12 protein-coding genes are annotated in these 12,537 nt (G+C 50.4%); 1 reads left to right on the top strand and 11 read right to left on the bottom strand.

All coding sequences use genetic code 11. The annotated features are described in order from the left end of the window. The 6 genes from FD09_RS07280 to FD09_RS07255 form a co-directional block, all read right to left on the bottom strand. Positions 1–1,059, bottom strand: a complete 1,059-nt coding sequence (locus FD09_RS07280; RefSeq protein ID WP_420542937.1) for an ABC transporter ATP-binding protein — start codon at positions 1,057–1,059, stop codon at positions 1–3. Positions 1,060–1,221: 162 nt separating this feature from the next. Continuing rightward, entirely contained in the window at positions 1,222–1,476 is a 255-nt protein-coding gene (gene acpP / locus FD09_RS07275; RefSeq protein ID WP_057819842.1) for an acyl carrier protein, read from the bottom strand. 5 nt (positions 1,477–1,481) lie between these two features. Beyond that, positions 1,482–2,510, bottom strand: coding sequence for a phosphate acyltransferase PlsX (gene plsX / locus FD09_RS07270; protein ID WP_057819840.1), 1,029 nt, complete (start codon positions 2,508–2,510; stop codon positions 1,482–1,484). 15 nt (positions 2,511–2,525) lie between these two features. Beyond that, a complete protein-coding gene (recG, locus tag FD09_RS07265) occupies positions 2,526–4,565 on the bottom strand; it encodes an ATP-dependent DNA helicase RecG (RefSeq protein WP_268873285.1) in 2,040 nt (679 codons plus the stop codon). A gap of 103 nt (positions 4,566–4,668) precedes the next feature. Further along, on the bottom strand, positions 4,669–6,339 hold the full coding sequence (locus FD09_RS07260; protein ID WP_057819838.1) for a DAK2 domain-containing protein: 1,671 nt from the start codon (positions 6,337–6,339) through the stop codon (positions 4,669–4,671). 41 nt (positions 6,340–6,380) lie between these two features. Next, positions 6,381–6,743 carry an Asp23/Gls24 family envelope stress response protein gene (locus tag FD09_RS07255; protein ID WP_057819836.1) on the bottom strand — a complete coding sequence of 121 codons (363 nt, stop codon included), beginning with the start codon at positions 6,741–6,743 and terminating at the stop codon, positions 6,381–6,383. A gap of 226 nt (positions 6,744–6,969) precedes the next feature. On the opposite strand from FD09_RS07255, the gene rpmB reads away from it, so the two are divergent. Beyond that, positions 6,970–7,155 carry a 50S ribosomal protein L28 gene (rpmB, locus tag FD09_RS07250; RefSeq protein WP_057819834.1) on the top strand — a complete coding sequence of 62 codons (186 nt, stop codon included), beginning with the start codon at positions 6,970–6,972 and terminating at the stop codon, positions 7,153–7,155. Between the two features lie 340 nt (positions 7,156–7,495). On the opposite strand, the gene FD09_RS07240 is transcribed toward rpmB, so the two are convergent. The 5 genes from FD09_RS07240 to FD09_RS07220 are packed head-to-tail and all read right to left on the bottom strand — an operon-like array spanning position 7,496 to position 12,521. After that, positions 7,496–8,155, bottom strand: coding sequence for a thiamine diphosphokinase (locus FD09_RS07240; protein WP_057819830.1), 660 nt, complete (start codon positions 8,153–8,155; stop codon positions 7,496–7,498). Continuing rightward, positions 8,152–8,808: a ribulose-phosphate 3-epimerase gene (gene rpe, locus FD09_RS07235; protein WP_057819828.1), complete on the bottom strand. Its 657-nt coding sequence runs from the start codon at positions 8,806–8,808 to the stop codon at positions 8,152–8,154. The genes FD09_RS07240 and rpe overlap by 4 nt, the downstream gene beginning before the upstream one ends. A gap of 17 nt (positions 8,809–8,825) precedes the next feature. After that, positions 8,826–9,734, bottom strand: a complete 909-nt coding sequence (gene rsgA / locus FD09_RS07230; RefSeq protein WP_057819826.1) for a ribosome small subunit-dependent GTPase A — start codon at positions 9,732–9,734, stop codon at positions 8,826–8,828. Beyond that, entirely contained in the window at positions 9,734–11,782 is a 2,049-nt protein-coding gene (gene pknB, locus FD09_RS07225; protein ID WP_057819824.1) for a Stk1 family PASTA domain-containing Ser/Thr kinase, read from the bottom strand. The genes rsgA and pknB overlap by 1 nt, the downstream gene beginning before the upstream one ends. Beyond that, positions 11,769–12,521 carry a Stp1/IreP family PP2C-type Ser/Thr phosphatase gene (locus tag FD09_RS07220; protein ID WP_057819822.1) on the bottom strand — a complete coding sequence of 251 codons (753 nt, stop codon included), beginning with the start codon at positions 12,519–12,521 and terminating at the stop codon, positions 11,769–11,771. The genes pknB and FD09_RS07220 overlap by 14 nt, the downstream gene beginning before the upstream one ends. Positions 12,522–12,537 lie beyond the last annotated feature (16 nt).

Below are 12,537 nucleotides of genomic sequence, written 5' to 3'. Positions count from 1 at the left end.
CTACTCTCCTTCACTGGCATTTTGACTACTGCCGGCACCAGCTGCGGCCGGTTGTTTGTCATCTGGGAAGTAAAAGGTCTTGTAACAAGTGCACCGCACCAGATGGCCGGGTTCCACTTCATGTAAGACCGGATTCTCCTCATGAGACGACGCGGGCATCCACGGAATCCGCGGTGCAAACCGATCACCGGTCCGCTGCATATCCACCAATGACGGTACAGTGCCTTGAATGACATGCAATTCTTCATCATCCTGGTCTGCCTGCGGCATGGAACGCAAGAGTGACCGGGTATAAGGATGTAACGGATTATCAAAGACCTGATAAACACTGCCCTGTTCCACAATTTGCCCAGAGTACATCACAGCGACGGTATCCGCTGTTTCGGCCACCACCCCTAAATCGTGGGTAATCAGCAAAATGCCGGAACCAATTTCCTTCTGGATGTCTTCTAACAAGTCCAAAATCTGTGCCTGAATAGTCACATCCAGCGCAGTGGTGGGTTCATCCGCGATAATGATCGGCGGCTTACAAGCAATGGCGATGGCGATAATCACCCGTTGCCGCATCCCCCCAGATAATTCATGGGGATATTGATGCGCTGTGAGTGCCGGGTCAGGAATACCGACTTGATCCAGTAATTCCAATACCCGGGCGTTGCGTTCTGATTCGTTCAGCTTGGTATGATACACCAAGCTTTCCGCAATCTGTTCGCCGATCCGCATTAGCGGATTCAGTGCGGCCAAAGGGTCTTGGAAGATCATGCCAATGTCGTTGCCCCGAATTCGGTTAAACAGAGCTTCGTTCAAGCCCACCAAATTCAGTTCGTTATACATAATGTCGCCTGTCACGCGCGTATTGCGCGGATTGTGCAACCCAATAATGCTGGTTGCTAATGTGCTCTTACCCGATCCGGATTCCCCGACCAATGCCAAGATTTCATTCTTGTGCAAAGTCAAAGAGACGTCGTCAACGGCGTCAAAAAATTCATCGTGGACCCGGAATGCGGTATGCAGATGTTGGATATCGAGCAATAATTCGTCGGATGTATCCAAATCCATTCCTCCTCTTGTAGAATCGCTGTCACACACGTTGATGAGAAAGCCATAAGAATGGTTTACAATGCGTCAATTATATCGGTAGCCCGCTTGTATTGCAAGAAAGTGCCAAGGAAAAAACACGCTCTCGCCACAAAAAAGCCACATAAAGACGAACGCTGATTCTTATTTACTGGCATTCTCCTGGTGAGCGGCAATGTATTTCACAACGTCGCCCACGGTATTCAGCTGGTCGGCATCATCGTCACTAATTTCGCCGCCAAAAGTATCTTCCAGCGTCAGTACAAATTCAACCAAGTCGAGTGAGTCTGCGGACAGATCTTCCTTAAAGTTGGTGGCGTTGGTGATTTTGCTCGGATCGATTTCAAAGCGATCTGCGATTAATGCTTGAATTTTGTCAAAAATCTCTTGTTCTGTCATGAAAACTATTCCTCCTTGGCGGCTGCAACCGTCTCTTCAGTGTGGGTCGAAAAGTATTGAATCACGCTTTGGACCGTGCCATGATTCAGCATCGCCCGCAATTGTTTCTGCACATAATACACCGCATTCTCGTCCGAGTTGCCGTGGCTCTTGACCACCGGTGCATTGACGCCGATTAACACTGCGCCGCCCGCCCGATCGGCATCAAACATCGTCGCCAACTTCTTCAGTGCCGGTTTGGCTAAAAGTGCACCTAATTTAGGCCGTAAACCATTATCCATCAAATTGGCCTTCAGCAAGTGCATCAGTGTGCTGGCGGTTCCCTCCATCGTCTTCAATGTGGCGTTACCAGTAAATCCATCGGTCACCACCACATCGGCTGGCGCATTAAATAGGTTGGTCGCCTCCACATTTCCCACAAAGTTGATGTCCGGATCCTTTTCCAATAAATCGTGGACCGCCTTATGCAGACTATCACCCTTATCGGCTTCTGTCCCATTATTCAATAGCCCAACCCGGGGATGATCCAAGCCCAGGACATCATGGGCATAAAACTGGCCCATCAACGCAAATTGATGCAGATAGCTGGGTTTGCTTTCCGCATTGGCACCCACATCCAGCATTAAAAACTGCTGGTCTTCGTGCACCGTAGGAAAGACCGTGATCAACCCGGGGCGTTCAATGCCCTTGATGCGACCGACTAGTAACACACCCGCCGTGAGTACCGCACCCGTATTGCCGGCGGAGTAAAAGGCGTCCGCTTCACCCGATTTGGCGGCCAGTGCAGCGCGCACTAAGCTGGAATCTTTCTTCCGGCGGACCGCACGGGTGGGTTCATCTTCTCCGGTCACGACTTCGGTTGTCGGCACAATCGTGATCCGCTCCGAGTTTTTCAGTAATTTGGTCAATTGGCCTTCATCGCCGTATAACTGGAATTGCAGATCCGGGAAGTCATCCCGGGCCATTTCAATCCCCTTGACGATCGCTTCGGGCGCATTGTCGCCGCCCATACCATCCACAGCAATTGTTTTCATTGGTATCCTGCTTTCCTAATCAAAATATTGATTGCGTTTCTTTAATTCCGCTAAGTAACTGGCAATGCCTGTGTGATCCGGAGCCGCTAAACTGGGATCATCTTGAAAAATCTCTTTGGCCGCATCATGGGCAACTTCCAACATCGCGGAATCGCCAACCGGATCAGCCACATTGAAATGTGGCAAACCCGATTGTTCATCTCCGAAGACATCGCCAGGACCGCGCAATTGCAAATCTTTTTCCGCTAGCACAAAGCCGTCGGTAGTTTTTACCATGGCTTCCATGCGAGCGATGGCGACCTGGTTCTTAGGGTCGGCGATCAAATAACAAAATGCCTGCTGATTGCCCCGGCCGACTCGCCCGCGCAGCTGGTGCAGTTGCGACAAGCCAAACCGGTCTGCGTCAAAAATAATCATCATATTGGCGTTGGGTACGTCCATGCCGACTTCCACTACCGTGGTGGCCACCAGAACTTGGACCTCATTACGGCTAAACGCCCCCATAATGGCGTTTTTTTCTTGATTCTTCAACTGGCCATGGAGCAGCGCCACGTGGTATTCCGGTAATGCTCGCTGCATGCGTTCATACAGATCCTCTGCATTACGCAAATCGACCGCTTCTGATTCCGCAATCAGCGGAGTGACCACGTAGGCTTGTGCCCCCGTCGCCAGTTGGGTCTTCAGTTGGGTCAGTACGCGGCCGGTTTGGTTAGATTTCAGCCAGGTGGTTGCAATCGGTTGGCGCCCAGCAGGTAATTCATCAATGGTCGACACATCCATTTCCCCATAAGTGGTGATTGCCAGCGTCCGAGGAATCGGCGTGGCAGTCATCATCAGCACATCAGGATTGATTCCCTTTTGCCGCAATGCTCGCCGCTGATTGACACCAAACCGGTGCTGCTCATCAATGATTGCCAATCCTAGTTTAGCAAATTTCACCGTATCTTGAATCAGGGCATGGGTCCCAATAATCACATTCATCCGCCCTGTTTCGATATCATGAAGCGCATGGGCCCGGTCTGACGCGTTTAGTGAGCCCGTGAGGATTCCCACTGTAACATGCATCGGCGCTAATAATTTCGCAATTTTGGTATAATGCTGTTCCGCTAAGATTTCTGTCGGGACCATCAGCGCAGCCTGATAGCCAGCGGTCACGGCCGCAAACAAGGCCAGCACGGCTACGATCGTTTTTCCGCTACCCACATCACCCTGCAACAGTCGATTCATGTGATGCGCCCGTTTCATATCGGCACAAATTTCGTTGACCACACGCTTCTGAGCACTGGTCAATTCGAACGGCAGTGTTTTGATGAACTCGCGCATGGCAGTCAAATCATAGTCTAGCGCTAATCCCGCATCCACCTGATTGTTGTCGCGCCGTAAAGACTGCATCCGACATTCAAACAGAAACAATTCGCGAAATGCGGCACTGCGCCGGGCCAATCGCGCTTCCTCCCCATTTTTGGGGAAATGCATGTTGTGTACCACCGTTTCTGTGGGTTCCAGCCGATAATGGGTCCGTAAACTGTCTGGCACCACTTCCCGCAGCAAGCCATGATACTTTTCGTAGGCGGTATGAATCAAATCCACCAGTGTCCGTTGCCGAATATTCTTATTCACGGAATAAATCGGACTCATTCCGGCATCACCGCCGTCCGCTTGGGCAATCAGCCGCTGTCCTGCCAGACTGTGCCGTTTGGCATTCCAGGTACCAAAGACGGCGACTTCACTATTTTCTTCGATTTTATCTTTCAGCCAGGGCTGATTGAAGAATGTCACCACAATGGGCAAATCTTCAACCAGGAGGCGCAGGCTGAGACGATTACGGTTGCGGCCAAACCGGGAAAGAACGAGCGGCGCAATCACTGTGCCCTTAAGAGTGACTTTTTCACCATCGCCCAGTTCTTGCCACGACCGGGTGCGAATATCGTCATAGCGAAAGGGAAAATAAAATAATAAATCACCCACAGTCACAATACCGAGTTGACGCAATGCACTTTCCCGTTTTGGTCCTACACTGGGCAGCATTGTCACGGCATCCATTAAACTGGCCACACTTTTTCTCCCTTCCTTTTTCTTTCAAAAAAGGTCCTGTAAAAACCAAGAATACGGTTTTCACAGGACTGGAAAGACACATCCGCTAATTGGCGGTCGGTCATTATTCTACAGAAACCAGATACGCGTAAACCGGTTGATCGCCCTCATGAATTTCTACTTCCAGATCGTCACTTTGGGCGGTAATCGCATCAGCCACTTGTTGGGCTTCTTCCTTAGTGCCTTCTGTACCATACAGAATGGTGATGATCTCACTATCTTCAGTGAGCATCTTCAAAATCATGTCAGTCATCACCTGCACCCGATCGGTTCCGTTCACCGCGATATCGCCATCCACAATACCGATAAAATCATCCTTGTGAATGGTCAGGCCGTTAATCGATGTGTCCCGAGTGGCCACGGTCATTTCACCACTGGCCACAGTATCTAAAGAGTCGCTCATTTCTGCCACGTTTTCCTTCAATGTTTCATCTGGATTGAAGGACAGCATAGCGGTCATTCCTTGTTGAATGGATTTAGTCGGCACCACCGCCACATGATTCTCAGCTTGCTGGGCGGCTTGCTGAGCGGCCATGAAGATATTGCCGTTGTTGGGTAAGATAATCACATTCAGTGCATTAGCCTTCTTCACCGCCGCTAAAATATCCTGGGTCGACGGATTCATTGTTTGGCCACCCTCTAAGATCTGAGTCACCCCTAAGGAGCGATACAGTTCCGCAACACCATGACCAGATGCCACGGCCACGACCCCGAACTTAGCGGGCGCCTGTGGTTTAGCGGCTTCGCTGGCCTGGCGCTCCACGATGTCATCGTGTTGAGCACGCATGTTATCAATCTTAATCTTATCCAACTGACCAAATTGTGCACCATAGCGATACACCTTACCCGGGTGCTCCGTGTGCACATGGACTTTGACCACTTCATCATCGGCCACCACCAATAGTGAATCGCCGAGATCATTCAAATAATTGCGGAACGTATCGTAATTGAATTCGTGTCCCTCAGCCGGTTTTTGATTCAGCTCTACCATCATTTCAGTACAATAGCCATATTTAATATCCGCTGTTGACAACTGTCCTTGAATAGATTGGTGATGGACGGCATTCACCATTTCATCCATTTCAGTATCACTGATGACGTATTCATCACTGGTGACCTTGCCGTTCAACGCTTCTAAGAAGCCCTCATAAATGAAGACTAGCCCTTGACCGCCGGAATCAACCACACCGACTTCTTTCAGTACCGGTAAAAGGCTAGGCGTCGCTGCCAGAGACCGCTTAGCACCGTTCACAACGGCCTGCATGACGACAACCGCGTCATCACTATTTTGGGCAGCCTTATTACCGGCCTTAGCGGCCTCCCGCGCCACAGTGAGAATTGTGCCTTCCACTGGCTTCATAACTGCCTTGTAAGCCGTCTGGACGCCACCCGTCAAAGCATCGGCTAAGTCCTGGGCCGTCAATGTCTTTTTATTTTCCGTGGCTTTGGCAAACCCTCGAAACAGTTGCGACGAAATAACACCTGAATTACCCCGGGCCCCCATTAAGGTACCCTTGGCTAACGCCTTAGTCATAGCCCCCACTGTGGCGGCATTGGCATTGTTGACGTTTTTAACGCCGCTGGCTAAGGTCAGCGACATGTTGGTGCCGGTATCCCCATCGGGTACCGGGAACACATTCAATGAATTTACAAATTCAACATTTTTACTCAACCGGTGGGCGGCGACCCGAATCATATCGGTTAGTCTTTCCACGGTGATTTCTGTTACTGCCACTTCGCGATTCCTCCTCGAATTATTGGATCGTTGTCCACGCACTAATCGCCCAAGACGACAACGCCCTGAACAATGACATTAACGGCCTGCGCAGTGATTCCCAACATCGATTCGAGATTGTATTTTACTTTATCTTGGACATTACGGCAAACCTCGGAGATTTTCAGACCATATCCAACAATAATATACACGTCAACTGTGATGCCTTCATCATTTTGTCGAATCACGACCCCGCGAGCGTAATTATCCCGATTTAGGATTTCGTTGAAGTTATCGCGAAAGATTTGTTTAGATGCCATGCCCACGATGCCGTAAACTGCGGTGGCGCCACCGCCGACGACTGTGGCAATGACATTGTTGGCGATCGCAATGGTGCCGTATTTAGTCTCAATTTTGACAGCCATGTAAGAACCTCCTTCGATAGTATTTCCAGATAATAATACCATAATTTGCCACTTGATTGATGCCCCTTGCCCGAATCCCCTTGTCCAACACCGACTGATCATGCATTTGCGGCCGGTAAACATTGCCTGTCAAGTATTTTTCCTTGTAAGGTGCTTGCATTGACTAGGGGGGTATGGTAACTTAGATAAGTAAATTTTGACCGTGGTCGTAAAGGAGGGAATCGTTTTGGCAAAGGATTATATCACTGGCCGCAAAACAGAATTTGGTAACAAGCGGTCCCACGCATTGAACTCTGCTCGTCGTTCTTGGAAGCCGAATCTGCATAAGGTCCGTATTCTTGTTGATGGCAAGCCGAAGCGCGTTTGGGTTTCTGCTCGGGCACTAAAGTCTGGCAAGGTTACCCGCGTTTAGTTTTCGTTTTTGTGTCTGCAGACATAAAAAAGTCACCGTCATGTTCCAGTGTTTTTAACTGGAATGTGGCGGTGTATTTTTTTGCTTGAAGATTTGGCTTCGCCTGCCGTGCCAATGCTACGCAAGCTTCGGTGGCATGGGGCTGGAACGCTGTGACGGCGCTTTGAGCCCGCAAAGTGCGCGGTCTCAAAGTCGCCTAACTGCATATAAACTTGGCCAAAACCAGGCCAAGTTTATTGCAGTTCCTACAGTTGAGCCCCATGCCACCTACGCTTGCTCCGCATTGGCACTAGATTGTGGTCATTCAAAACGACAGACTGTTTCAAAATCAAGAAAATAATCAATCCTTGCTGTAAATTGCCGCAACAACGCCCTTGGTGAAGGCAATCTGGATGGGTTGGCGGTCGTCTAGGAATTCGTTGCTGGCCCAGGAGACTGGGTAGTCGCTGGTGAAGGAAGCTAACGGATATTTGGCATTGTGAATTTCAAACTCGCGGATTGGGGTGAGGTTCACGAAACCGATGTACTTGTAACCTGTTTCGGGAAACAATAGGTGCGCTTGGGGCAAGTAAAAACGGATCAGGTTTTGCCGATCCACGATAGCCACATGGTCCGCATATTCCTTGAAACGCGGCTCAGCCAACAGCCATAAGTTCACTAATAGATGGTCCAATCGGCCGCCAGTAGCGCCAAAGATAGTCACCTCATCCGCCCGTAAGTCTTCAAAGGCAATCTGCAGGGCTAGTTCTGAGTCGGTGTCATCTTTTTCTGGCTGCGCATAACGCACATCGTGGACCGTGTGCTCCACTTGACGGCGTTCTGCAGGTGTCAGTGAATCATAATCCCCGATAGCAGTCACCGGGACAATCCCCTTCTCGAGCAATCGCAAACTGCCGCGATCCACGCCTAGCCAATCGGTAATGGGCGCATCATTGTCGCTATGCAGGGTACTGGGCCACAAATCTGTCGGCCCGCCCAGCATCACCCCAATATGCTTCATTCCACAAGCCCCCGCAAACGCTGAATTTGCGCCGCTGGATCAGCACTGTCGAACACAAATGAACCCGCCACAAAAATATCGGCACCTGCATCCGCACACTGACCGATCGTGTCCGCATTGACGCCGCCGTCCACTTCAATCGCGTAATCGCCATTCGCAGTGGTGTCTCGGTTTTGGGCCAAGTGATTAACCTTACTGAGCATATCGGGTAAAAACTTTTGCCCACCAAATCCAGGGTTAACTGTCATAATCAGCACTTCGTCGACAATATGCAGCACGCTGCGTACCATCTCAATCGGGGTGCCCGGATTCAATACCACGCCGGCTTTAACGCCGGCCTCTTGGATCATTTGGACGACCCGATAAATATGGTGGGTACTTTCTGCGTGGACGAGAATCGTATCTGCGCCCGCTTGAACAAATGATGGGATGAAACTTTCGGGATTTTCCACCATCAGATGGACTTCCAAAGGCAATTTGGTCAATGGCCGCAGTGCCGCCACAACTTGGGGACCAAAGGCCAAATTGGGAACAAAATGCCCGTCCATCACGTCCACATGGATTAAGTCACCCACTCCTTCGATCTTGGCAACATCTGTGGCCAGATTAGCAAAATCAGCGCTGAGAATGGATGGTGCGATTTTTAATGCCATTTCAATTCCTCCATTTCTTAATAGCGGGGCTTGCGTTCAGCAGCCTCACTCTGTAATTGTTGATAATTGGCATACCGACTGGCCATAATAGCGCCATCGGCCACCGCCGCTTTCACAGCACAGCCCGGTTCTTGCAGATGCAGGCAGCTGCGGAACCGGCATTGCGGCGCAAAACGGACAAATTCTGGGAATAGTTGCGGCAATTCAGTTTTGTCCACGGTGGCCAAATCAATGGCCGAAAAGCCAGGCGTATCAGCTACCAAGCCGGCTCCCACCGGATATAATGCCACCCGCCGTGTGGTATGTTTGCCGCGGTTGAGCGCTGTCGAAATTTCACGGGTCGCCAAAGCTAAATCTTGATTCAAATGATTCAGCAAAGTAGACTTCCCCGCCCCGGTTTGGCCAGTCAATACGACTAGGCGGTGTTCAAAATACCCCACTAAGGTCGCCAGGGCGGCGGCACTGAATGGCGGCCGCGGGGCCAATACTGGGTAGCCAATCTGCCGGTAACCGGCAATGAGCGGCTGGAGCGCCGTCCATTCGGAAGAGGTCAGCAAATCACTCTTCGTCAAATAAATCACCGGTTGAATATGCTGCTGTTCCAGGCTTAATAATTGCCGATCCAACAGACTGGTTTGTAAATCAGGTTCTTTGGCTGCCGTGACCACCACCGCCAAATCAATGTTAGCCACCGGTGGACGGCTTAACACGTTGGTGCGCGGTAAGATGCGCAACAAATAGCCAAGGTGATCAGTATCATCTGGTTCAGTAAAAACCACCCGATCGCCGACCACTGGTTTTTGTTTCTGATGTCGCAAATTCCCCCGCGCTCGCGTCCGAAAATCCTGACCTGCGGCAGTGCGCACATCATAGTAACCGCTCAGTGATTGGGTAATTTGACCCGTGAGTTCTGAATTGTCAGCCATTAAGGATTCACCGTCTGTTCATCAATCGTGGAACCATCGCGAACGATCCGATACCGGGCGGATTGGCCCGATTCAACCGTGAACGGTAACTCCACAGGCGTGTCTTTGGTAATCGTGAATTGCCGATACACTGTATTGATACTGTGGGAGCGATCCTCAATATAGATAATAATGTTATTGGGTACCGGACCGCTGCTGGCAGACGAAGTGCTGCTGCTTTCACTGTCGCTACCGCTTTGATCACTGCTCGAAGACGAACTAATACTACTGCTGCTGCTTGCGGGCGCTTGATACGGAATTTTCACTTCTTTGACAAAGTTAATAATCTTGACCTGCTTTGCACCTGCCGATAACGTCACTACGATGGCGGTGTCGGCGGTGACCAATGTCCCTGCCGCCGGATCCTGGCTCATGACCAGTCCTGCAGATACGGTACTTGAATTGGCTTCTCGGAACGTCACGTTCAACCCATTTTCATCCGCATAATCTTGAACATTCTTCTTACTGTAGTTAGAAAGGTCTCGCAGCGTGATCTGCCGCTTGCCCCGGGATACGGTCAACGTAACCGTATCATCCCCCGGAATGACGGTCTTACCGGCTGCTGGTGATTGCCGCATGATTTCTCCGGACGGTACCGTCGAGGAATTGGCATAGGCCCGTTTGACCTTGACTCCAGCCTTTTTCAGCGTTTCCGCCACAGTGGTATAACTGTTGCCGACATAGTTGCCCAGTTTATACCCTTTTTTCCCTCGTGAAATGACCAGACTGACTGAACTACCCTGTTTGATTACTAGTTTTTGCGCGGGAATCGTACGAATCACTCGATTTTTTTCAACCTTTTCAGAATAGGCTTTTTCAATCGTGCCAACTTGGAGATCCGCATCCTTCAAAGTGGACTCAGCCTGAGCCTGAGTCATCCCAGCCAGTGAGGGCACCGTCACATCTTTCTTTTGTGTCAGGAAAAACACCGCCACAAGGATAATGACGATCGTCCCTGCAGCGATCGATGCCCAGAACCACCAAGGCCGTTTTTTCCGCGGTTTCTTTGTCTTGCGGACAGGCGACTTTTCGTCCGTATCTTTTTCATCCGTATTGTTCGGATTGTCGGTTGCCGCTTCAGCGGTTTCCGGGGTCAGCCCATTGGCTGCAGCAATGGCAGGCAATACCTTGGTCTCTTCTAGATCCTTGCTATTATCCGGCGCCCATTTTGGCTCCCCAGCTCGTTTTGGGGACAATGATGTCTTAAGATCCGCCGCCATATCTGTGACGGCCGCATAGCGTTGAGAGGGATCCTTCGCAGTGGCCTTAAGAATCACATTTTCCAGTGCCTGCGGTACCCGCGGGTCATAATCACGCACGGAGGGCATTTCATTTTGAAAATGTTTAATCGCAATGGACACCGCTGATTCGCCTTCAAAGGGGACGCTGCCAGTGAGCATTTCATACAAAATAATTCCGAGCGAATAGATGTCAGATTGTTTCGTCGCCATATGGCCCCGGGCCTGTTCAGGGGACAGGTAATGGACCGAGCCCAGGAGCGAATTTGTTTGCGTAATGGAATTATCAGAAAGCACCACGGCAATCCCAAAATCAGTGATCTTCACATTGCCCTTCTCATCCACCATAATATTTTGCGGTTTCAAATCACGATGAATAATACCATGGGCATGGGCGTGCGCAACTGCAGAGAGCACCTGCTCCATCATATCGACGACGCGCTGATAGGGAATGGGGAAATGCTCAACAATATATTTCTTGAGATCTTCCCCTTTGACATATTCCATCACAATGTATTGCATACCGTCTTCTTCACCGACATCAAGCACCGAGACAATGTTCGGGTGGTTCAATTCACTGGTGGCTTTGGCTTCGCGCTGGAAGCGGCGTTGGGTCTCTTGATCATTGCGTAAATCAAGACGCAAAACCTTCACGGCCACGTCTCGGTCTAAAATCTCGTCGTGAGCCAAATAGACGTTGGCCATACCGCCTTCGCCCAACAGGTTCTTGATCCGGTAACGATCGGCCAGCAAATAGTTATTTTCCATCATGATCATCACCACCCTGTCTGTGCATAATCAATACGGTAATGTTGTCCAGACCGCCGGCATCATTGGCCCAGTCAATCAACTGGGCACACTTGTCTTCTAGAGCCGACTGCGTGGCCAACACTTCTTGAATGTCCGCATCAGACACCATATTGGTTAAACCATCACTGCAAAGCAATAAATATTCATCTGGGCCAAAATCAAAGACAGTCACATCCGCATCCGCATCACTGGACACACCGAGCGTGCGCGTGATGACATTCTTTTGCGGATGGTGGGCAGCTTCTTCCGGTGAAATCTCACCGTGTTTCAGCAATTCATTGACCAGTGAATGGTCTTCCGTTAACTGCTCAAGGGTGCCGTGGGCATAGCGATAGCAGCGTGAATCGCCGATGTTAGCGACAATGTATTGATTATCCACGACGATGACGGCCACAAAAGTGGTGCCCATCCCCCGTAGATCGGCATAATGATCAGACACGGCTAAAATTTTGTCATTTTCCCGTTGTAAATCATAAATGAGCCATTTGACGACATCTTCGACGGAATGTAAATCGGTTTGGGAAAAGTCATGACCGAGATGGGACACGGCCATCTCACTGGCCACATCCCCACCCTGATGGCCGCCCATGCCGTCCGCCACGACCGCAAAAAGCGCCCCGGCTTCATTTTTAAAGACCCCGGCAAAATCCTGGTTGTCCTCCCGGCGCTTGCCGACATCGGATTGATAGGCGTATTCCATTAACTGTGACACCTCA

The organism is Schleiferilactobacillus perolens DSM 12744, assembly GCF_001435585.1.
GTDB lineage: Bacteria > Bacillota > Bacilli > Lactobacillales > Lactobacillaceae > Schleiferilactobacillus > Schleiferilactobacillus perolens.
The sequence above is the reverse complement of the archived record's forward strand: the minus strand, read 5'-3'. Positions and strand labels throughout refer to the sequence as shown.

Coding starts and splice junctions, on each gene's coding strand:
- rsgA (WP_057819826.1), bottom strand. CDS start 9,734: ATGGCTGACAATTCAGAACTCACGGGTCAAATTACCCAATCACTGAGC.
- FD09_RS07240 (WP_057819830.1), bottom strand. CDS start 8,155: ATGAAGCATATTGGGGTGATGCTGGGCGGGCCGACAGATTTGTGGCCC.
- FD09_RS07255 (WP_057819836.1), bottom strand. CDS start 6,743: ATGGCTGTCAAAATTGAGACTAAATACGGCACCATTGCGATCGCCAAC.
- FD09_RS07280 (WP_420542937.1), bottom strand. CDS start 1,059: ATGGATTTGGATACATCCGACGAATTATTGCTCGATATCCAACATCTG.
- rpe (WP_057819828.1), bottom strand. CDS start 8,808: ATGGCATTAAAAATCGCACCATCCATTCTCAGCGCTGATTTTGCTAAT.
- acpP (WP_057819842.1), bottom strand. CDS start 1,476: ATGACAGAACAAGAGATTTTTGACAAAATTCAAGCATTAATCGCAGAT.
- FD09_RS07220 (WP_057819822.1), bottom strand. CDS start 12,521: ATGGAATACGCCTATCAATCCGATGTCGGCAAGCGCCGGGAGGACAAC.
- pknB (WP_057819824.1), bottom strand. CDS start 11,782: ATGATGGAAAATAACTATTTGCTGGCCGATCGTTACCGGATCAAGAAC.
- plsX (WP_057819840.1), bottom strand. CDS start 2,510: ATGAAAACAATTGCTGTGGATGGTATGGGCGGCGACAATGCGCCCGAA.